Origin of the sequence: Bifidobacterium sp. M0399 (assembly GCF_016100595.1) — a bacterium.
Classification (GTDB): domain Bacteria; phylum Actinomycetota; class Actinomycetes; order Actinomycetales; family Bifidobacteriaceae; genus Bombiscardovia; species Bombiscardovia polysaccharolytica.
Genome location: NZ_JACFSD010000001.1, coordinates 603992 through 625916, shown reverse-complemented (window position 1 = coordinate 625916; position 21925 = coordinate 603992). Strand labels below are relative to the sequence as shown.

At 62.1% G+C, this 21925-nt stretch carries 17 protein-coding genes; 16 read left to right on the top strand and 1 reads right to left on the bottom strand.

What is annotated here, in order from left to right; translation table 11 throughout:
* Position 1 precedes the first annotated feature (1 nt).
* From H3V09_RS02520 to metF, 7 genes are all read left to right on the top strand, one after another.
* Positions 2 to 841: an ABC transporter ATP-binding protein gene (locus tag H3V09_RS02520; RefSeq protein ID WP_198191119.1), complete on the top strand. Its 840-nt coding sequence runs from the start codon at positions 2 to 4 to the stop codon at positions 839 to 841.
* A gap of 140 nt (positions 842 to 981) precedes the next feature.
* Positions 982 to 2745 carry an ABC transporter ATP-binding protein gene (locus H3V09_RS02515; protein WP_198190836.1) on the top strand — a complete coding sequence of 588 codons (1764 nt, stop codon included), beginning with the start codon at positions 982 to 984 and terminating at the stop codon, positions 2743 to 2745.
* Positions 2746 to 4692, top strand: coding sequence for an ABC transporter ATP-binding protein (locus H3V09_RS02510; RefSeq protein ID WP_198190835.1), 1947 nt, complete (start codon positions 2746 to 2748; stop codon positions 4690 to 4692).
* A gap of 6 nt (positions 4693 to 4698) precedes the next feature.
* The gene (locus H3V09_RS02505; RefSeq protein ID WP_198190834.1) at positions 4699 to 5832 is read left to right on the top strand and encodes a tRNA (adenine-N1)-methyltransferase; all 1134 of its coding nucleotides are present in this window, start codon (positions 4699 to 4701) and stop codon (positions 5830 to 5832) included.
* An 80-nt stretch (positions 5833 to 5912) separates the two neighbouring features.
* Positions 5913 to 6473 carry a SixA phosphatase family protein gene (locus H3V09_RS02500; protein ID WP_046322947.1) on the top strand — a complete coding sequence of 187 codons (561 nt, stop codon included), beginning with the start codon at positions 5913 to 5915 and terminating at the stop codon, positions 6471 to 6473.
* Between the two features lie 178 nt (positions 6474 to 6651).
* Complete coding sequence (gene metE / locus H3V09_RS02495) at positions 6652 to 8988, top strand: 5-methyltetrahydropteroyltriglutamate--homocysteine S-methyltransferase (protein ID WP_198190833.1); 2337 nt, start codon at positions 6652 to 6654, stop codon at positions 8986 to 8988.
* Complete coding sequence (gene metF, locus H3V09_RS02490) at positions 8981 to 9862, top strand: methylenetetrahydrofolate reductase [NAD(P)H] (protein WP_046322945.1); 882 nt, start codon at positions 8981 to 8983, stop codon at positions 9860 to 9862. Before metE ends, metF begins: the two co-directional genes overlap by 8 nt.
* A 58-nt stretch (positions 9863 to 9920) precedes the next feature.
* On the opposite strand, the gene H3V09_RS02485 is transcribed toward metF, so the two are convergent.
* Positions 9921 to 10241: a hypothetical protein gene (locus H3V09_RS02485; protein ID WP_046322944.1), complete on the bottom strand. Its 321-nt coding sequence runs from the start codon at positions 10239 to 10241 to the stop codon at positions 9921 to 9923.
* A gap of 719 nt (positions 10242 to 10960) precedes the next feature.
* Here H3V09_RS02485 and H3V09_RS02480 point away from each other — a divergent pair.
* From H3V09_RS02480 to H3V09_RS02440, 9 genes are all read left to right on the top strand, one after another.
* A complete protein-coding gene (locus H3V09_RS02480; protein WP_198190832.1) occupies positions 10961 to 14065 on the top strand; it encodes a bifunctional [glutamine synthetase] adenylyltransferase/[glutamine synthetase]-adenylyl-L-tyrosine phosphorylase in 3105 nt (1034 codons plus the stop codon).
* A gap of 70 nt (positions 14066 to 14135) precedes the next feature.
* A complete protein-coding gene (pyrB, locus tag H3V09_RS02475; protein WP_046322941.1) occupies positions 14136 to 15143 on the top strand; it encodes an aspartate carbamoyltransferase in 1008 nt (335 codons plus the stop codon).
* On the top strand, positions 15140 to 15553 hold the full coding sequence (locus H3V09_RS02470; RefSeq protein ID WP_015021856.1) for an aspartate carbamoyltransferase regulatory subunit: 414 nt from the start codon (positions 15140 to 15142) through the stop codon (positions 15551 to 15553). The genes pyrB and H3V09_RS02470 overlap by 4 nt, the downstream gene beginning before the upstream one ends.
* Before the next feature lies 1 nt (position 15554).
* On the top strand, positions 15555 to 16988 hold the full coding sequence (locus H3V09_RS02465) for a dihydroorotase (RefSeq protein ID WP_198191118.1): 1434 nt from the start codon (positions 15555 to 15557) through the stop codon (positions 16986 to 16988).
* Entirely contained in the window at positions 16976 to 18037 is a 1062-nt protein-coding gene (gene pyrF / locus H3V09_RS02460; RefSeq protein WP_198190831.1) for an orotidine-5'-phosphate decarboxylase, read from the top strand. Before H3V09_RS02465 ends, pyrF begins: the two co-directional genes overlap by 13 nt.
* Positions 18034 to 18879 carry an iron-sulfur cluster-binding protein gene (locus H3V09_RS02455; protein ID WP_110425264.1) on the top strand — a complete coding sequence of 282 codons (846 nt, stop codon included), beginning with the start codon at positions 18034 to 18036 and terminating at the stop codon, positions 18877 to 18879. The genes pyrF and H3V09_RS02455 overlap by 4 nt, the downstream gene beginning before the upstream one ends.
* Positions 18876 to 19847 carry a dihydroorotate dehydrogenase gene (locus H3V09_RS02450; RefSeq protein WP_198190830.1) on the top strand — a complete coding sequence of 324 codons (972 nt, stop codon included), beginning with the start codon at positions 18876 to 18878 and terminating at the stop codon, positions 19845 to 19847. Before H3V09_RS02455 ends, H3V09_RS02450 begins: the two co-directional genes overlap by 4 nt.
* Positions 19844 to 20593, top strand: coding sequence for an orotate phosphoribosyltransferase (gene pyrE, locus H3V09_RS02445; RefSeq protein WP_232339337.1), 750 nt, complete (start codon positions 19844 to 19846; stop codon positions 20591 to 20593). Before H3V09_RS02450 ends, pyrE begins: the two co-directional genes overlap by 4 nt.
* A gap of 157 nt (positions 20594 to 20750) precedes the next feature.
* Positions 20751 to 21866 carry a DsbA family protein gene (locus tag H3V09_RS02440; protein WP_198190829.1) on the top strand — a complete coding sequence of 372 codons (1116 nt, stop codon included), beginning with the start codon at positions 20751 to 20753 and terminating at the stop codon, positions 21864 to 21866.
* Positions 21867 to 21925: the final 59 nt, after the last annotated feature.

The window sequence follows — 21925 nt, the reverse complement described above, 5'->3', positions numbered from 1 at the left end:
CATGACCGAAAGCGTGGCAGAAAAGCAGGCTGTGCTCATGCAGCATGTGGGATTCCGCCGTCAGGGCCGGGTCATTCTTGACGATGTCAATCTTGAGGTGGACCGCGGGCAGAAGTGGGTACTCTTCGGACCCAACGGTGTGGGCAAATCCACCCTGGTGGCCATGATGAGCACCAGAGGCTTCCCCAGCACCGGCAGCGTAGAGATCCTGGGCAACCGGCTGGGCAAGGTGAACGTCTTCTCCTACCGGCATCGGATTGGTCTGGCCTCGGCTGGCCTGGCTAAGACCATCAGCCCCCAGGAGGATCCCTACGACGTGGTGCTGACCGCCTTCAGCGACACTACCGGCCGCTGGAGGGAGACCTTCACGGCCGAGCAGGAGGAGGCCACCCTGGCCTTGATGGATCGGTTCGGCATCGCCTACCTCAAGGGCAAGCGCATGTACCGGCTCTCCGAGGGGGAGCGCGGCCGGGTGCTGATATGCCGGGCGCTGATGGCCAATCCCGACCTGCTCATTCTGGACGAGCCGACCACAGGACTGGACCTGGGTGGCCGTGAGCTGGTGCTCAGGGCCCTGAGCGACATAGGCAGGGAGGACAGGGACAGGACGGTCATCCTGGTCACCCACCGGCTTGAGGAGATTCCTCTGGGCTTCGATCGGATAGCCATGATGGGACGACGTCCTGTGGACACTGCAGACACAGGCGATCCGGATCCTGGCACCATCGTCTACCAGGGGCCCCTGGAGGGTGGACTGACCGGTCCACGCCTGAGCGAGCTCTTCGGTCTGGACCTGACCGTGGTCCACCGCGACGGACGTTGGGGTGCCTTCGCCGTCTGAAGGCCACTTGCCGCCGAAGTTCTGACATGCCCGTATCAGCTCAAGGAATAGCAAATTCGTTCACCGAGGCGCGGGTATAGACTGTGGTGGTTTGTCTGCCCAGGGACCGCGGCAGACCAGTATGCGTGAAGGATGTTGACGTGATCAAGATATGGACCCGCTACCTGCGGCCTTACTGGCTCCAGGTGGCCGTTCTGGTGCTCTTTCAGGTGGCGCAGACGGCCTTGAACCTCTATCTGCCCAACCTGCAGGCGGACATCATCGACAAGGGCGTTGCCGTAGGCGACCAGGATGCCATCTACAGGATCGGCTGGCAGATGATGGGGATCACCGCCATTCAGATTGTGGCCAATGTGGTCGCCGTCTACTGCGCCACCCGTCTGTCCATGAGGATGGGCTACGAGCTGCGCAGGGACCTGTTTGCCTCGGTGGAGGGCTTCAGCCTCAACGAGATCGAGCGCTTCTCGGCGGGATCCCTGATCACACGCACCACCAATGACGTTCAACAGATGCAGATGACCACCATGCAGACACTGATGATCATCCTGCAGGCCCCGGTCATGCTGATCGGCGGTCTGGTTTTGGCCCTGCGCCAAGACGGCCCCCTGACCTGGTCGTTGGCGGTCATCGTCCCACTTATCCTCTTGGTGGCCCTGGTGCTCATGGGGAGGATGGGACCCCTGTTCACCCGCCTGCAGAACATGCTGGACTCCGTCAACCGCCTGGTCCGCGAGCAGATCTCCGGAGTGCGGGTCATCCGAGCCTTCGTTCGAGAGAAGACCGAGGCAGCCCGCTTCGACAAGGCCAACCGCGACGTCTATGGTGTTCTGATCTCCACCGGCCGGCTGATGAGCATGATGGTGCCGCTCATGTGGTTCCTGCTGAACATGTCCAATGTGGCCATCATGTGGTTCGGCGGCCGCCGCATCGACTCCGGGGCTATGCAGATCGGCGCCCTGCAGGCCTTCATCCAGTACCTGATGATCATTCTGTCAGGCCTGATGATGGCCGCCATGATGTCAGTCATGCTGCCCAGGGCCGCTGTGGCCGCCCGAAGGATCAACGAGGTCCTGGAGGCCACCAGCGAGATCGCAGCACCCGAGCATCCATACCGCAACGAGCACCCCCAAGGGTTGCTGGAATTCAAGCACGTGGACTTCAGCTACCCGGGCGCCCAGGACCCGGTCCTTTCGGACATTTCCTTCACCGCCCGGCCGGGCACCACCACGGCCATCATTGGGGCCACGGGATCCGGCAAGTCCACCATCATCCGACTGGCCAACCGCATGTTCGATGTCACCGACGGCCAGGTCCTGGTGGACGGCCACGACGTACGCGAGTACGACCCCGACCAGCTGGCCCTGATCTTTGGACCGGTCCCGCAGAAGGCCACCCTCTTCACCGGCACCATCCGCGACAACATGCACTATGGTGACCCCGACGCAGACGACGACCGCATCTGGCAGGCCTTGCGCATCGCCCAAGCCGAGGACTTCGTCCGTGAGATTCCCGAGGGCCTGGATGCCCGCGTGGCCGAGGGTGGCACCAACTTCTCCGGCGGGCAGAAGCAGCGGCTATGCATGGCCAGGGCCATCCTGCGCAACCCCCGCATCTACACCTTCGACGATTCCTTCTCCGCACTGGACATGACCACCGACCGCGCCCTGCATGCGGCCTTGGTGCCGGTCACCCGCGAGGCCACCCAGATCGTTGTGGCCCAGAGGGCGGCGTCCATCCGCCAGGCCGATCAGATTCTGGTACTGGACCGCGGTCGCATCGTGGGCCGGGGCACCCACGACGAGCTCATGGAAGACTGTCCCACCTATCAGGAGATCGTCCAGTCCCAGGGCGGGCAGGGTCCCGACGTGGAAGAGCTCAGCATTGACGAAGGGAGGGCCGAGTAGATGGCTAAGAACTTGAGCACGAACACAGGCTCGCAGGCCGTGGGTGGCCGCCGTCACACCGTAGGCCGGTTAGTCCATTATCTGCTGGCCAGCCCTTGGAGAGTCATCGTTATGGTCCTCGCCGGCATGACCGCCGTGGCCATGATCGTCATCGGCCCCAAGGTAATGGGAGAGGCCACCAACGTCCTCTTCGAGGGACTGCTCGGGTCCATGCTGGTCAAAATGGGTGCCAAGCCCGGCACTCCCAAGCAGGCTGTGATCGCCTATCTGCAGTCGCGCGGGCAGGACAAATTAGGCCGGATGATCGACTCCATGAACGTCCAGGTGGGTGTGGGCATCGACTGGGCACGCTTCGGCACCATCCTCATGTTCGTCATTGGCATCTACCTGATCTCCATCCTGGTCAGGCTGGTGCAGAACTTCCTGATGACCCGGCTGGTCTCCGACGCGGTCTACACCATGCGCAGGCAGATAGAGGACAAGCTGGACCGGCTGCCCCTGCAGTACTTCGACCGGACTCCGCGTGGCGAGGTCATGAGCCGGACCACCAACGACATCGACAACATCTCGGGCACCCTGCAGCAGATCCTGGGCGAGCTGCTCTTCTCGGTCTTCTCCATCATCGGCGCCTTCATCATGATGCTGACCATCTCGCCCCTGCTGACCCTGATAGCCTTCATAATCATCCCGGTCATGGCCCTGTGCGCTGGCGTCATCCTCAAGAAGACACAGCCGCAGTTCACCCGACAGTGGATTCGCACCGGACAGGTCAACAGTCATGTGGAGGAGATGTTCTCCGGCCATATGGTAGTCCGGGCCTTTGGCCACCAGCGCAAGGCTGAAGAGGAGTTCGAGGAGCGCAACCAGGAGCTCTACCAGGCCAGTTTCAAGGCCTCCTTCTTCTCGGCTCTGGTCACGCCCATGTCGACCTTCTTCGGCAACCTGAGCTTCGTGATCGTGGTCATCATCGGCGGCGTGCATGTGCTCAACGGCAGCATGAGCCTGGGCGGTCTGCAGGCCTTCACCCAGTACACCCGTCAGGCCTCCCAGCCCATCGGCCAGCTGGCCTCCATGGGCACCATGCTCCAGTCCTCCCTGGCTTCCTGCCGCAGGGTCTTCGACTTCCTGGACGAGGCCGAGGAGGTGCCGGACATCGAGCATCCCGACCATCTTGGCCAGGAGACCGGAGACAAGGTCGAGGGCCATGTCCGCTTCAATCATGTCCGCTTCTCCTACAATCCGGCCGAACCGCTGATTAAAGACCTTTCCATCGAGGCCAAACCTGGACAGACCATAGCCATCGTCGGGCCCACCGGGGCGGGCAAGACGACCCTGGTCAACCTGCTCATGCGTTTCTACGAGATCCAGGGCGGGCGCATCACCATCGACGGCGTGGACACCTCCAGGGTGACCCGTCACGACCTGCGCAGCCACTTCGGCATGGTCCTGCAGGACACCTGGCTCTTTGACGGGACCGTCCGCGACAACCTGCTCTACGGGCTGGACGAGGGACAGACCATCCCAGAGCAGACCATGATCAACGGGGCCAAGGCCACCCACGTGGACGAGTTCATCCGCAAGCTGCCCCAGGGCTACGATACGGTTCTCAATGAGGACAGCAGCGAGCTAAGCCAGGGTGAACGCCAGCTGATGACCATCTGTCGGGCCTTCCTGTCTGACCCCGACATCCTGATCCTGGACGAGGCCACGTCCTCGGTGGACACCAGGACCGAGCTGCTGGTCCAGCAGGCTATGAACACTCTGCGCAAGGGCAGGACCTCCTTCGTCATAGCGCACAGGCTGTCCACCATCCGCGACGCCGACCTAATTCTGGTGGTGAACCACGGCTCGGTGGTTGAGCAGGGCACCCACGACCAGCTGCTGGAGCGAGGCGGCGCCTATGCATCCCTCTACAACTCTCAGTTCACCAAGGGCGAGGAGGGCTGAGGAGGCATGAGCCTTAGACGCGGTCCGCTGAGCGTAGGGGAACGGGTCCAGCTGACCGACCGGCGTGGCCGCAAGCTGACGGTCATGCTGGAACCTGGCGGTTTGACCCAGACCGATCATGGCCTTTTGCCGCACGAGGCCATGATCGGCCTGCCCGAGGGATCCGTGGTAGTGACCATCTCGGCCGACAAGTGGCGGCAGATGCGCCACAAACAGGATGCCAGTACTGACGCAGAAGCGCCTGACAGGGCCAAGCCTTGGAAGTCCTCACGAGGCATCGGGGGATGGGCTTTCACCGTTATGCGTCCACGGCTTGAGGACTACATTCTCTCCATGCCTCGGGGCGCTCAGATCATGTACCCCAAGGATGTGGCCCGAGTCATCCTTCTGGGCGACATCCGTCCCGGCATGAGGGTTCTGGAGTCAGGAGCCGGCTCAGGGGCCATGAGTCTGGGTCTTCTGGATGCCATTGGCACAGAGGGGAAACTGACCAGCATTGAACGGCGGGAGGAGTTCGCCCGGGTGGCTATGGGCAACGCCACCGTCTTCTTTGGGCAGCGCCCAGCCCAGTGGGATCTGCGTACCGGCGACTTTGATGCCATTGCTGCCGACCTGCCGGAGGACGGATTCGACCGTATCGTTCTGGACATGCTGGACCCATGGAACCGTCTGGAACAGGCCTATCGTGTCATGGCAGCCGGAGGCGTGCTGACCGCCTACGTTACCACCACCACACAGCTCAGCCGATTGGCCGAGGCTCTGCGTGCAGACGGACGGTGGACCGAGCCAGAAATCATGGAGAGCCTGGAGCGCTCCTGGAAGGCCGACGGTCTGGCGGTCCGGCCAGAGCATGAGATGATCGGACACACCGGCTTCCTCTTGATTAGCAGAGCCATGGCTCCGGGCCAACAGGCTCTTCGCAAGCATGTCCGGGCCACCAAGGACTACCAAACCGATGTAGATCAGAGCCGGCGGCCTGACACGAGCAGTAAATTCAGTCAGGAGCGTGAGATGCAGGACGTGGAGGATCTTGAGGATCTGGAGCTGCGCCGGGTCTCCGATCGTAAGCTGCGCAAGGTGTTGCGCGACCTGGACCATCAGGTGCGCACCTTGCAGGGAGGCCAGGGTCAGGAAGGCTGATCGCCCATGACCCGTACTTTCAGTCAGCTCTGCCATAATGGAAAAGATGCCTGATATGAACTTCGGGAAAGGAAGCATGCATGGGTTTACGAAAAGGTCTGAAGGCCGAGGATCTGCGCAGGTGTAGCCGAACTCTTATGCTCATGCGTCACGCCAAGACCGATCGCCAGGGGTCACAGGGCGATCGCAGCCGTCAGCTGACCGACCGTGGCCAGAAACAGGCCCGGATCATGGGCCGTGGATTGACTGCTTTGGGTCTGGTTCCCGACCGCATCATCTGCTCGGGTGCGCCCCGAGCCCGTCAGACCCTGGACGGCATGCTCAAACCTCTGGGCGACGGACCCCGTGTCGATTACCGGGAATCCCTCTACGAATCGGGCATGCAGGCAGTCTTCGACGAGCTGGCGCAGACCGAAGACCGTGACCGCCGGGTCCTGATCCTAGGGCACGAGCCCACCATGTCTATCTGCTCACAGTGGCTGGCCGAGGACAACTCCGATCCCGATCTTTTGGACCTGCTCAATCTTGGACTGCCGCCGGCCACCATGGTTCTTCTGGGCTCTGAGCGACCCTTGACCGACTGGGGAACCCATCAGGCCCGTTTGCTTGGTATTCTTGGCCCGCAGGACCTGGAGGACTGACTGGCGGAACGAGCTATAGGCAACCCTTCAGAGGCAGTCTTAGTGACCAACAGCCCCCTGCCCGTAGTCCTGTCGTTATCGATTCAAGTTATGGCGACACCTTATTTGCACCAATTACCCGCCGCCCCCCGCCGCTGATAGGCTGACCGAAGACATCAGGACGAAACTGGGAGGTTTCATGGCAGCGATTACATCCGTGTCCGGGTTCCCGCGCATCGGTGCGCATCGTGAACTCAAGAGGGCCATCGAAGGCTACTGGAAGGGCGAACGGAATCTGGACGAGGTCCGGCGCACGGCCGCGGACCTGCGTGCCAGGCATTGGCAGCTTCAGCAGGAGGCCGGCGTCGACCTGATTCCCGTCAATGATTTCAGCTACTATGACCAGGTCTTGGACACTTCTATCCTCTTGGGCGTCGTCCCTAAGCGCTATCGGAAGCTGGGCCTGGGCCCCGAGGACACCCTCTTCGCCATGGGCCGCGGCTACCAGGGGGAGCAGGGTGACGTGACCGCCCTGCCTATGAAGAAGTGGTTCACCACCAATTACCACTACCTGGTTCCCGAGATCGACCAGGACACCAAAATCGTTCTTGAAGGCGACAAACCCTTCAAAGAGTTCCAGGAGGCGCGCGAGCAAGGCATCGCCGCCAAGCCGGTGCTGATAGGCCCATACACCTTCCTCAAGCTGGCACGCGGTCCTCAGGGCGAGCTGCTGGATCCCGACCCGGCACTGGTCCAGGACCTGGCCAAGGCCTACGCGACCATACTGGAGCGGTTCATCGGCCTTAAGGCCGACTGGGTGCAGCTGGACGAACCCTACCTGGTCCTGGACAAGGAACAGGGCGACCGGGATCTCTTCGAAACCCTCTACCAGCCCATTCTCAAAGCCCGTGAGAGCGACAAAGGCAAGGTCCGTATCCTCCTCAACACCTACTTCGGCCATGTGGGCGACTGTTACGACCAGCTGGCTGATCTGGGCTTCGATGGCATCGGCCTGGATCTGGTCGAGGGCAGGGATGAGAACCTGGCGGCCCTGAAGGAGCACGGCGTGCCGGATGGAACCACCATCTTCGCCGGCCTGGTCAACGGTCGCAACATCTGGCGCAACGACTACGCAGTCAGCCTGGGCCTGCTGGATGCCCTGCACCAGGTGACCTCGAACGTGGTGGTGTCCACCGCATGCTCCCTCCTGCATGTGCCCTACACCGTGGCCGACGAGGATGGGCTGGATGCCGACACCGTGCGGCCTCACTTCGCTTTCGCCCTGGAGAAGCTGGGCGAGTTGCACGACCTGGCTCAGTTGGCTGATGCCGACGAGGACCAGCGTCGCTCCAGCAAGGCTCTTGCCGATAACCAGAAGCTCTTCGACGGCAGCCGCGTACAGCCCGACCCCCAGGTGCAGCAACGCCTGGCCGGCCTTAAGGACGAGGACTTTGTACGCACCCCGGCCCGGCCCGAGCGCCAGAGGATCCAGGCCCAGGAGCTGGATCTGCCCCTGCTGCCAACCACCACCATCGGTTCCTTCCCCCAGACCGCCGAGGTCCGCGCCGAGCGGGCCCGCCTGCGCAAGAAGGAGATCAGCCAGGAGGACTACGACAGCTTCATCGCCCGCAAAATCGACCAGGTCATCGACCACCAGGAGCAGATTGGCCTGGATGTTCTGGTCCATGGCGAGTTCGAGCGCAACGACATGGTCGAATACTTCGGCCAGAACCTCAAGGGCTACCTGTTCACCCGGAATGCCTGGGTCCAGTCCTATGGCACCCGCTGCGTCAAGCCTCCGATCGTCTGGGGGGACATCTCCCGCGCCCGGCCCATCACCGTGCGCTGGTCCTCATACGCCCAGTCCCGCACCGACCATGTGGTCAAAGGGATGCTGACCGGTCCGGTGACCATTCTCAACTGGTCCTGGCCCCGCGAGGACATCGATCACAAGCAGCAGACCCGCCAGCTGGCCCTGGCCATCCGTGATGAGGTCCTGGACCTGGAGGCCGCTGGCATCCGCATCATCCAGATCGACGAGGCCGCCCTGCGCGAGAAGCTGCCGCTGCGGCGCTCCGACTGGCACAGCCGATACCTGGACTGGGCCATTCCCGCCTTCCGTCTGGTTCATTCCGGGGTTAAACCCACTACCCAAATTCACACCCACATGTGCTACTCGGAGTTCAACGACATCATCAAGGACATTGATGCCATGGACGCCGATGTGATCTCCTTCGAAGCCTCCCGCTCCGATCTGACCGTTCTTGATGCCATTCAGGAGGCCAAGTTCGAGACCGAGGCAGGCCCTGGAGTCTACGACATCCACTCGCCGCGCATCCCCTCCACCGAGGAGATCGTGGACCGGATCCACGCCATACTGAAGAAGCTCGATGCGGCCAAGGTATGGATCAATCCCGACTGCGGACTCAAGACCCGAGGCGATAAGGAGACCTGGCCCAGCCTGGAGCACATGGTGGCCGCCGCCCATCAGGTGCGCGCGGAGCTATCGTCCAGTCAGGAGTCGGATCATGCATGAGCCTATCTTTTCCCTGGAGGTCTTTCCCCCCAAGCGTGATGCCCCGGTGGGCACCATCTATGACACCCTGGATGGGCTTGAGGGACTGATGCCCGACTTCATCTCGGTGACTTACGGGACCGGTCGGCGCTCGGACCGCACGGCCACGGCCCGCATAGCCAAGACCATACATACCGAATATGGCATCCCTGCCGTGGCGCACTTGACCGCCCAGTATGCGGACCGCGAGGTGATCGACCAGGCACTGGACATGTTCGACGATGCAGGGGTGGCAGCGGTGCTGGCCCTACGCGGCGACAGCGTGGAGGGCCGTGAGCCCGCCGGAGTATTCGAACATGCCAGCGACCTTGCAGCCTACATCCGCTCCCGTCGGCCCAACCTGTCGATATACGGAGCTTGTTATCCGGAGACCCACCCGGAGGCCGCCTCGCCCGAGGAGGACATGGAGAATCTGCGAATCAAAGTCGATTCCGGCGTGGATCATCTGGTTTCGCAACTCTTCTACGACAATGCTGATTTTCTAGACTTCCTGGACCGGGCTCGGGCAGCCGGCATCCAGGTGCCCATTGAGGCTGGCATCATGCCCATCACCAACGAGGGCCAGGTACGGCACATGAGCGAAGTCTGCAAGGCGCGGATCCCGGCTGCGGTCGAGTCCATCCTGGATCGCTGGGGTGACGACCGGGCCAGCCTGCGCGAGGCGGGCATCATCTACGCCTCACAGCAGATCGCCGACCTGGTGGCCCATGGAGTGGACGGTATCCACCTCTACTCCATGAACCACTCCGGCGTCACCAGGCGCATCTGGCACAACGTCCGTCACCTCTTCCGACAGGTTGGCGCCAAGGAGGAGCCGGTCAGTAGCCAGAAATGACCGAATAAAAGCAGTTTAGGCCCCGCACCGATGACCGTAAAAGCGTGATTTCCGGCTTTCAGCGACGTTTTCGGCCTTGATCATCGGTGCGGGGCCTCAGCCATGGGCAGGCTTTGAGCGCAACTCTGTTCAGCGGCGGTATTATGCCAATCAACAGCCCAAGAACCATCGCTCCGATGGTTATCCAGGAGGCCAGATCACGTCCCAACAGAATGAGAATCACCACCAAACCGACCCCGACCAGAGGTAAGACCGGTGTCCAGCGTTGTTGCGAATCGGTAAGTCGGTCGTTTTTCTTCGGCAGAAGTCCGCAAATCAGTCCCCATGCCAGTCCTATCAGGGCACAGACGACGGTCAGGAGGATATCGGTCAGTTGCATTCTAGGATTCCTTCGTTCATGATTGTTCGGGTAAGGCTTTTCTGGCGCCACACATGACCGCTATGCGTTCGAAAACAGCGCAAACGTCCAGCAAATCGCGACAGATGGAGAATGCTGCGGCCCTCGGAACGCATCCTCTTAATGTAGTTGAGCAACTCAACGGACTGCATGACAGACAAGGAGGCCGTCGGCTCGTCCATCTGCATCAGGATAGCCGTTTCATGCATTCCAGGTCACTTCCTCTACGATGATCGACCTGCGGACTTTGTTGACACATCAATGTGTTTGTGGGCGCTATCGACAGCCATCCTAGCCGCCACAGAGCGAAATCGATAATGGGTGGCGGATAGTAAGCACCTCTATAGAAACCATGGTGTCAGGGAAAGCGTACGTTGAAGGGTCTCCCCGAGGGGATTTGAAACAGGTCTCAGGTTGTGCTCAGAATGCCTCCCAGGACCACTACCTCGGGATTCGTCGCATTGTCGATGCGGATAACGGTGTCACCTATGATCCGCCGACATTGGCTGTTGTATCCTTTCTCTGGTTGAGGCAGCGTAGAACGGCAGCCTGTTTACTAGGCCCATCCTGATTTTCACTACATATACTGCGCATTTCGGGATGGCCGCAAGGGCTGACGACCCGTCACCCCTATAATGCCTGTACCGGTTCTGCAGATATCAGAGGCGTTGCGGAGCCTGAGGAAAGGCAGGGGATAAGTCATGGCAGATCCGGCGCGACCGTCCACTTCGACCCTAATACACCTTGGGCTGCACGACCTGGACAAGGCCCGGGTTAGGCTGGATCGGCTTGCCCGCATGGTGGACGATCAGGAGCTGGAGCAAACCCTGGTCCAGAGCCTCGACCAGGCCTGTGATCCGGACGAAGCCCTTGCTGGGCTGATACGAATTCTGGAGCAGTATCCACAGGGAGCCCGGCCGGACTTTCTTGCCGGATCCCCAATGGAAAACAAAGAGGCCGCCCAGTCGCTGATCAGGGTGTTGGGGGCCTCGGAGGCCATGGGCCGACTGATGCGCTCGCGGCCGGAGTTGGTAGAGGCGGCCACCTTCGACCCTGACCACCTGGCTGACTGCACGGCGGAAACCAGACAGAAGCGGGTTCTTGACGCCTTGGATAAGGCGGAGGCAAATTCGGACTCCGTGCCCTCGCTGGCGACCTACGCCGATGCGCTGCGGTTCGAATACCGGCTGCAGCTGGCTGCCGTCATGGCCCGGGATCTGGCAGCAGAGGATCCTCTAGAGCTGGAGCCGGAAATCAGCCGCGCTTTGTCGGACATGGCCGACGCTGCAATACAAGGGGCTCTGAGCATCGCCAGTCGTCAGGTTCCCAATGCGGATTCATGCCGTCTGACGGTCATTGGCATGGGCAAGCTGGGTGCCCAGGAACTCAACTACGTGTCCGATGTGGATCTCATGTACTTGGTGGAGCCGGCTTCGGGGGCGGACACAAGCGAGACAGATCCCATCGCCGTGGGTACTGCCATGGCCGTCCTCCTGCAGCGGGTCTGCCAGTCGGTCATCCCCGGTTCGACGGAGCCGCCGCTCTGGAAGGTCGATACTACCCTGAGGCCCGAGGGACGTGACGGCCCTCTGGTGCGCCGTCTGGCCTCCTACGCTGACTACTATGCCCAATGGGCTGAGAATTGGGAGTTCCAGGCTCTGCTCAAGGCCCGTCCGGTTGCGGGCGACAAGGACCTGGGCGAGGACTATTCGGCCATGGTCGAGCCCCTGGTCTGGGGAGCATGTCAGCGACCCAACTTCGTCTACGATTGCCAGCGGATGCGCCAGCGTGTGGAGCGGCTGATACCAGAGGACCGCAAGGAGCGCGAGATTAAGTTGGGCCAGGGCGGACTGCGGGACGTGGAATTCACCGTCCAAATGCTCCAGCTGGTTCATGGCTCCAGCGACGAGGATCTGCATTGTCCTGCCACCCTGGATGCCCTGCAGGCCCTGTCGCGCGGCGGCTACATTTCACGCAAGCACGGCGACCAGCTGGACCATGACTACCGGTTTGAGCGGGTCATGGAGCATCGTCTGCAGATGTGGCAGCTGCGTCGCACCCACCTCTTTCCAAAAATCAACCGTTCAGGCGCCCCCGGCCATCGGCCACCCAGCCTGGAAGAGCTGGAGAATAACCGTGATCTTCGGCGACTGGCCCGGGCCTTCGGACTGCATGCCGACCAGATGCTGGCCCAATACCAAGCCACCAGGATCGAGGTCCGCAACCTTCACCAGGCCATCTATTTCCGTCCCATGCTGCCCATCAACGCCCAGGTGGACGAGGATGAGGTCAGCCTGCGCCCCCAGGCGGCACGTGCCCGATTCGCATCTATTGGCTTCGCGGACCCTGATGCAGCCATTCGCCATGTCACGGCCCTGACCACAGGGGTCACTCGATCGGCACGTATCAACCGGATTCTCATGCCCGCCGTCCTTCAGTGGCTGGGGGAGGGGCAAGACCCTGACATGGGACTCCTGGGCTGGCGAACCCTGGAGGAGCACTTCGGCGGCAAGAGCACCTACCTGGGCTTTCTACGGGACTCCACCTCCGCAGCCCGCCGCCTCTGCCATATCCTGTCCAACTCGCGTTACCTGTCCGGCGCCCTGGCTCGATCCGTCCAGTCGGTGACCTGGCTGGGTCACGATCAGGATATGATCCCCCGTGATCGAGCCACCTTGGACAAGCGCGCTGCAGCTTACCGAACCCGGCATGCGGACTCGCTGGAGGATTTCGCCACTGCAGTGCGGGCCATGCGCCGCCAGGAAATCGAGCGGATCGGGTTGGGCTGGATGAGCGGTGTGGACGATCAGCAGGCCTGCTTAGCGGGCATGTCCGATGTTTACGATGCAGCTATCGATGCCGCCCTGGACTGGGCCGTGGACCACCGTCTGGGTCAGACAGGTTCGAGTGATGAAGAACCGCGTCAAGCGCCGGCAGAAATGGCCCTGATTGCCATGGGCCGTTACGGGGGCAGGGAGGTCAACTTCAACTCGGACGCCGACATCATGCTGGTATACCGTCCCGCATCAGGCGCCGACCAGGACCAGACGGCTGAATTCGCACGTGGCGTGACTGCCGATCTGCGGGCCGTCCTGGCTGGACCGGCCAGCCTGGAGCCCGGCATCGACCTGGACTTCGACCTGCGTCCCGAAGGACGTCAGGGGCCTCTGGTGCGTTCCCTGGACTCCTACCAGCGCTACTACCGCGACTGGTCAGAAACCTGGGAACATCAGGCCCTGATCCGTGCCAGATTCGCAGCTGGGAATGCTGTTCTGGCCAAGGATTTTCTGGAGGGTATAGCCAATCCGCTTCGCTACCCCGAGCAGCCGCCCAATGAGGAGGAGCTAGGGCAGATCCGCCGCCTCAAGGCCCGAATGGAGGCGGAGCGACTTCCGCGCGGCGTGCGTCGGGATCGGCATCTGAAGCTGGGTCGGGGAGGGCTGTCTGACGTGGAATGGACGGTTCAGCTCCTCCAGCTGCGTCACGCCCACGATCTGCCTGAGCTACAGGTCACCGGGACGCTGACCGCCTTGGATGCCTTGGAGTCTGCGGGACTCATAGAGGCCAAGGATGCCAAGGCCCTGCGCCGCAGCTGGGTGCTCTGCACCGCAGCCCGGAACGCCAACTTCCTCTGGTCCGGTCGTGTCTCCCAGGCGGACATCCTGCCCGACGACGGGCAGGTTCTGGGGGGCATCGCGGTCTGCCTGGGCTACCCGGCCCACCGGGGCCAGCACTTCGTCAACGAGCTGCTAGCGGCCATGCGCCGCTGTAGGCAGGTCATGGAACGACTCTTTTACGGCCGCTGACTCTGGGTCCATCCGGGGTCGTATGCTTGTTCAGGTCACATAAGGTGGCCACCTTGAGGAAGGTGAGCCGTTGTCCCAACAAGTTGATCACGCATCCAACACCTCTTCCGCCGTCGTTCCGCTTCGTGGGCGAAGTGTGGTTACCCTCGACGACATTCCCATGACCCAGATCCTGGACCTGCTGGATCGTGCGGCCTACATAGACACCCATCGCCGTCAGGTGGCCCACACCTGCGACGGCCGGGTCCTGGCCACGCTCTTCTATGAACCCAGCACCCGCACACGGCTCAGCTTCGAGACGGCCATGCTCCGTCTGGGAGGTCAGGTCATAGGATTCGCCGGCGCCCAGCTGGCCAGCGTTTCCAAGGGGGAGTCCATCAGCGACACTCTGAAGACGGTCTCCAACTACGCTGACATCGTGGCCATCCGCCACCCTAAGGAGGGTGCTGCCTTGGTGGCCTCCCAGGCGGCTACGGTCCCAGTCATCAACGCCGGTGACGGTGGGCACATGCACCCGACCCAAACCCTGACCGACCTGGCCACCATCCGTGCCCGCAAGGGTCGGCTGAACCATCTGACCATCGGTCTGTGCGGGGACCTGACCTTCGGTCGTACCGTCCACTCCCTGATCACCACCCTCTGCCGACTGGGCCACGTGGACTTCGTCCTGATCAGCCCCGACGAGCTGCGCACTCCCGAATACGTTCTGGAACGGATCCGCTCTTCGGCCGATTGCACCTACCGTGAGACCGGGGATCTGAACGGTGTCATCGGCGATTTGGACGTGCTCTATATGACCCGCGTCCAGCAGGAGCGATTCTTCAACGAGGACGACTACCTGCGTCTGCGTGACACCTACATTCTGGATGCCGACAAGCTTCGGGCTGCGCGCCCCGACATGGCCATCCTCCATCCGTTGCCCAGGGTCAACGAAATTGCCGTGGAGGTGGACGATGATCCGCGTGCGGCCTACTTCCAGCAGGTTCGCAACGGCATGCTGGTCAGAATGGCCCTGGAGAGCGCCTTGCTGGGCGACGAGCTGCCCGGTTACCGCAAGCAGAAGGAGGTGGCGGCATGAAGGTCACCAGCATTGTTGACGGCATCATCATCGACCACGTTCGTGCGGGCACAGCTTTGAAGGTCTTGCACTACCTGCGCGTGGACCCGGCGAAGACCCGGCTGGCCCTGATCATGAATACGGACAGCCGCAAGTACGGTTCCAAGGACATCATCAAGATCGAGCAGACCGGTGATCTGGACCTGACCGCCCTTGGGTTCATCGCCCCCGAGGCCACCGTCGATGTAGTCAGGCAGGGCCGGATCGTCAGCAAGCATCAGCCTGACCGGCCAAACCATCTGGTCAACGTCATCACCTGCGTCAACCCTCGTTGCGTCACCACGGTGGAGACTGGTGTGGACCAGCGCTTCCACCTGGACGCTGCCGGTGTCTATCGCTGTGACTACTGCGACGAGAAGGCAGAAGACTGACATGCGGCTGCTGGGGTTGACTGATTGGCGCACCGGCAGGGCGGTCGATCTGGTGCTTCCCCAGACGGTTGACAGCACGCTGATTGACGAGACCGGCGCCATGTCGGCAGAGGTGGATCAGATAGACGCCTCGGGGCTGGTACTGGCTCCGGCCCTGGTAGACCCGCACGTCCACCTGCGCGACCCTGGCCAAACTGACAAAGAAGACATGGTCACCGGCACAGCTGCCGCAGCTGCCGGAGGCTACGGGCTGATACTGCTCATGCCCAATACCCAGCCAGCCATGGACGGCCGTGCGAGGATGGCCGATGGGCGTACGATCATCGACTACCTGGAATCCTACGAGCAGGACCATGGGCTGAGCCTGCCGGTGGACTACGACCTCTGCGTGGCGGCCACTCTGGACCGGGCCGGCAGGCAGGCCTCAAACCCAGACGACTGGTCGAGTCACCTGCCTGGCCGCGGATACGACCATCCTGTAGTGGCCATCAGCGATGACGGATCGGCAGTAACCGATCAGACCCTGGAGGCCGTTGCTGCCAATGCCCGAGAATTCGACCTGCCCATCCTGGATCACTGTGAACACCACGAGCATGGTCAGGTCAACCTGGGGGCCGTCAGCCGCAGGATGGGGCTGGAAGGGATTCCCGCCTCCACCGAGACCGCCATTATCAATCGGGACATCGAACTGGCAGAACGTACCGGCACCCGGGTGCATCTGCAGCATGTCAGTACTGCCGGGGGATTCGAGGCTGTTCGCCGGGCCAAGACCCGTGGGTTGCCGGTCACCTGCGAGACCGCACCCCACTATCTGGCCCTCTGCGACGAGGACCTGCTGCGTTGCGGCAGCATGGCTAAGATGAACCCTCCACTGCGTTCCCGCGCTGACCAGCAGGCTGCACTTGAGGCCGTAGCCGACGGCACCGTGGACATGATTGCCACCGACCATGCCCCCCACACCAGCGCTGAGAAGGCACTGGGGCTCAAGGATGCCCCCAACGGCATCATCGGTCTGGAAACTGCCTATGCAGTCTGCAACCAGGTCCTGGTCGAGAGCGGGCTCGTCAGCCATGACCGCCTGATCGAACTCATGTCTCTGGCTCCAGCCGAGCTCATGGGCATGCGTCGGCTCCTGCCCGAAGACCTGCCCTCGCATACGGCGAACAAGGTCAATAAAGCCGGTCACCTGCAGCTGGAGGCCGACCGTCACAGCGATGCCAATCTGCCACCTGTTGACCTAGTCATCTTGGACCCCGAGGCCAAGTGGGAGGTAGATCCCAGCCGCTTCCATTCCAAGTCACGGAACACCCCTTTCGCCGGAGCAGGGCTGGCCGGACGGGTCATGGCCACCATAAAGGATGGGCGTCTGGTATTCTCCCGCCTGCCCGCAAGCCGCGTCATCACCAGGGAAAGGATCCGAGCATGGACCGACTGACTGCGCTCGTCCAGGACAAGAACAATCCGACCGTGGTCGGTCTGGATCCGCGACCGGAACTGCTGCCCAGCCAGCTGATCGAACAGGCCAGACAGCGCGCAGCCCGGAGCATGGCTCAGATGGGCCTGGACCCCAAGGACCTGCAGCAGACCCAGGGCGAACAGGCTCAGGCTGTCTGGGCGGACCACCTGGCCAGGGCTTATCTGCGCTTTAACCTGGCCATCCTGGAAGGCGTGGCCGACCTGGTGCCTGCAGTCAAGCCTCAGATTGCCATGTACGAGGCACTGGGACCTTGGGGCATCAGGGCCTACACCGGCACCTGCCGAGCCGCAGCCGACCGTGGCCTCTATATCATCGGGGATGTCAAGCGCGGTGACATCGGCTCCACGGCTGAGGCCTACGCCGCCCACCTGGACGGGCTCCCTCTACCCTTCACTCCTGGGCAGACGATCGACGGGCCGGCTCACAGTGGCGGGAGATTCCCCTGGTACGAGGATGCCCTGACCATCAATGTCTACCTGGGCTCCGACGGGGTGGAACCCTTCCTGCAGGCTGCCGAGCACATCCAGGGCGACTTGTTCGCCCTAGTGCGCACATCCAATCCCTCGGGCAGCCAAATACAGGAACTGGGCCTGGACACGGCCTCAGGCGGGGGAACCATTTATCAGCGCCTGGGAGATCTGGTGGAATCCTGGGGACAATCCTCCATCGGGGAATCGGGTTACTCCAGGCTTGGTGCTGTGGTCGGCGCCACCCATCCTGAGGATGGCGCCCTTCTGCGGCAGGCCATGCCCCACACCTTTTTCCTGGTCCCCGGTTACGGAGCGCAGGGCGGTTCAGCGGCCGACGTGGTGCCCATGTTCGACCAGTCCGGCGGCGGCGCTGTGGTCAACTCCTCTCGGGGAATCATCGCAGCCTGGCGGAAGGATCCGGACTACAGCCCGCGGCTCAGCGTTCAGGCGGCCCTGGGCATGGTCACCCGCGATGCCCGCCAAGCTGCGCAGGCTATGAAGGACGATCTCAATCAGGCGATCAAGGAGGCCCGATGAAAACCAACCTCTTTATATCCACCAGTCGGGTGGAAGAACAGGCCGAACGGGCAGGTCGGCTGCCTGGACGGCGTACTGCCCAGGTCACCGGCATGGAGCCCCTGGACCGGCAGGTCTGGCGAATGACCATCCGCGACCCTTACCTGGCCGCCCACGCCCCTGCAGGAGCCTTCATCAACCTTTACTCTGCAGATCGCATGACCATGATGCCCAGACCTTTCGGTATCAGCCGGGTTCTGGCGGGCGAGCAGATCGAGATTATCTTCGCCGTAGTTGGCCAAGGGACCAATGAATTCTCCCTCCTACAACCGGGCATGGCTGTGGACCTGCTTGGGCCCCTGGGCCATGGCTTCGACCTGGAGAAGCCCGCAGACTATCTGCTGGTAGGCGGCGGCTTGGGTGTTCCTCCGCTGATTCGCGCAGCCCAATGCCTCCAAGGCCGGTCCGGTGTAAGCACCACCGCCCTGCTGGGCTACCGGGACCATCGGTTCGCCGATGCCATCATGGGCTCGCTGACCGATCGGCTGGAGTCCATCGACAATGCCTCCGGGGATGTCATAACCCTCTTGGATCGGGTTAGCGGCGACATCGATACCGAACGGACCATCATCCTGACCTGCGGACCCTTGCCCATGATGCGGGCCGTGGCCGCCTGGGCCCGCAAGACCGGCCTGCCTGCCCAGTGCTGCATGGAGTCCCGGATGGGTTGCGGCTATGGTACCTGCGTCGCCTGCGTGGTCGATACCGTTGACGGCAGGCTCAAGGTCTGCAAGGACGGCCCGGTCTTCGCTGCCGATCGTCTTATCTGGGATGCAGAAGGAAGCAAGGAGATGCCGCGATGAGCCAGCGGACAATCGCAGAGATGCAGACGGCCATAGCCATGGATCCTCTGGAGCCGCACGTCTGGCGGCATGGCACTGTTGTGGCCGGCACGCCTTGGAAGAACCCGGTGGGTACCGCCTCGGGCACATTCAACCTGGATGCCTGCGGGGGTTATTACGACGTCTCCCAGATGGGCGCCATTTCCACCAAGGGGGTTTCGCCGGTTCCCTGGGAAGGCAATCCAACGCCAAGGACCGCCGAGAGCCCAGCCGGCATGGTCAACTCTGTTGGCCTACAGAACCCGGGCGTGGACCATTATCTGGTGGACGAACTGCCCAGACTCAAAGCCCTGGGAGCCACCGTGGTCACCAACGTGGCCGGCCACAGCGACGAGGACTACGCCATCGTTGTGGAACGGCTGGCAGACTCCCCGGCTGATATGTTGGAGATCAACGTCTCCTGCCCCAACGTCTCACATGGAGGGATGTCCGTAGGCACTGATGCCAAGGCTCTGAATCGGTTGATCACCCGGCTGCGGGGCCTGACCGACAAGCCCATGGTGGTCAAGCTGACCCCCAACGTCACGGACATTGTGGAGGTGGCCCGAGCGGCCGTTGATGGGGGAGCAGATGCCCTCAGCCTGATCAACACCCTGGTGGGCATGCGCATCGACATCAATACAGGCAAGCCTATCCTGGCCCAAGGCACCGGTGGTGTCTCAGGCCCCTGCATTCTGCCCATCGCTTTGTCTTTTGTCTGGCGGGTGCGCCAGGCATTGCCCGACATTCCCATCATCGGCATCGGAGGAATCGACTCGGGACGCACGGCCTTGGAATTCCTCTATGCGGGGGCCAACGCCGTGGAGGTGGGGGCTGCGGCCCTGGTGGACCCTGTGGCGCCCATGAGGGTGGCCCGCGAACTGGATGATTTGTTGGACAAGCGGCCCGATTTGGCCGATTTGCTCAAGAAAGGTGAGTGCTGGCGATGAGCGCATCCGCAACAGAAAACAAGACCGACCATGACGGGGATGCCCAAGAGCAGACCCGCCGCATCCAGGAGGGCTTCACCAGCTTCCTGCTGCAGAGCGGAGCGCTCAAGTTCGGTGACTTCACCCTGAAGTCAGGGCGACGCTCTCCCTACTTCATCAACGCCGGGGCCTTCAATGACGGACGGCTAATTGCCCTGCTGGGGGAGTTTTACGCCCGGACCATTGTACAGGCTGTGAAGCAGGGGACCCTGCCCGCCGACATCGACACGGTATTCGGCCCGGCCTACAAGGGAATTCCCCTGGCCGTCTCCACCGCCATAGCGCTGAGCGGGGCGCACGGCATGCCGGTCGGCTACACCTTTGACCGCAAGGAGGTCAAGGACCATGGCGATGGAGGCCTCATGGTCGGCACCCAGCTCAGGGATGGCATGAGGGTGCTGCTGGTGGATGATGTCATGACCGCCGGGACTGCGGTCCGACAGGTGATGCCCAAGATCATGTCCCAGGCCAAGGTGACCATCGTCGGCCTAGTGCTCTCCGTGGACCGAATGGAGCGCACCGGACAGGGGCAAGGCTCGGCCGTGGAGTCCATCATGGACGAGTTCCACTTCCCGGTTATCAGCATCGTCAACGTCCGCCAGATCTTTGGCGCGGCCGCCTCTATGAAGGGTCCGGACGGGTCGCCCATTCTGGACCAGCGCACGGCCGATGCCGCCAGGAACTATCTGGCGCGCTACGGTGCCTGAGCAAATGCCTGGCTCATATCGATATGTTGATTGTGCGTGCAGGGCCGCATTGACGCACATTCTTCGAATGGTCATTCTGTCGGATGACCCTCGTGTAGATTGGTAAAGGTCCGACGGGCACGCCGACGGATCATCATCGCAAGGAAGGCCATGGATCATGACGAAACCGCTGGAGCAGAATGGTCATGAGGAACCGGACCAGACTGAGGTCGACGAAGTGAATGCCGCTCCTCAGACGAATTCAGAGGAGACGGCCAAGCCTGCCGTTTCTGACACAGCAACTAGTGCAGAGAAATCTTCGGATGAGGCAGAACCTGCTGATGAGCGTCCTTCGACTGTTGAGGAACCGGAAGAGCCAGGCCGGCCTGCTCAGCGGTCTCGGAGGCTACCGCTAATACTGGTTGCGATCGCTCTTGTGCTGGTGCTTGTAGCCGGCTTCTACATGCTGTGGACTAGCCGTTCAGGAGACGACCAGTCAGCCCAAAAGCCTTCGTCGGAAGTATCGACCGCCCAAGTCAGCAAGGGCCCCACTGGGGATGCCAAGGCCTACAAGGCACTGCAAGCGGTCACCGTCAAGCCGTCAGTTGCCGACGACCAGGGAGGGCTGACCGTCTCAGCTAAGGGAGTCGGCAGCAAGAAGAAGGTTGCTGGTGTGCCTACCCTTGAAATCTTCATGGATCCTATGTGCCCATGGTGTGGCAAGGTGGGCCGGGTCATTGATCCCCAGCTGCAGCGCATGATTAGCGCAGGCCAGATCAACGTCACCTACAACTTTTTGAACTTCCTTGATTCGGCCTCCAGTGACCAGTACTCCAGCCGCGTCGACAACGCCCTGGCCATGGTGGCCCAGGAGGATCCGGATCATCTGCCGGCCTTCGCCGCCGCCGTCTTTGCTACCGACTTCCAGCCCAATGAAAGCTCCTATCAGGCCGTCTCCGACGCGCGCCTGGCCGACCAGGCCGTTGGGGTGGGCGTGCCCAGGTCCCTGGCAGACCGTTTTGCCCAGGGCACCTACAGACCATGGGTGGACAAGGTCAACGCCTATGCCATCACCCGCAAGGACGCCAAGGATGCCAAAGGAGAGTTCTCGACCCCCACCATCATGATCAACGGCAAAGTCTGGGATTTGACCGCAGCTGCAAAGAGCCAGGGAGGCCTGGAACATCTGGACCGGGCCCTGCTCAAGGCCCTGGGACTGAATTCGCAGGATGTGGGTCACCAAGGGAAGATGCCATCCATCGGAGCCCGAGGAACAGCGCTGAAAGCAGAATAAGCGGCAACTGCTAAGGGCTATGATCTGTGGCAAAAATTAAGGATTGCCGTTATCAGTTC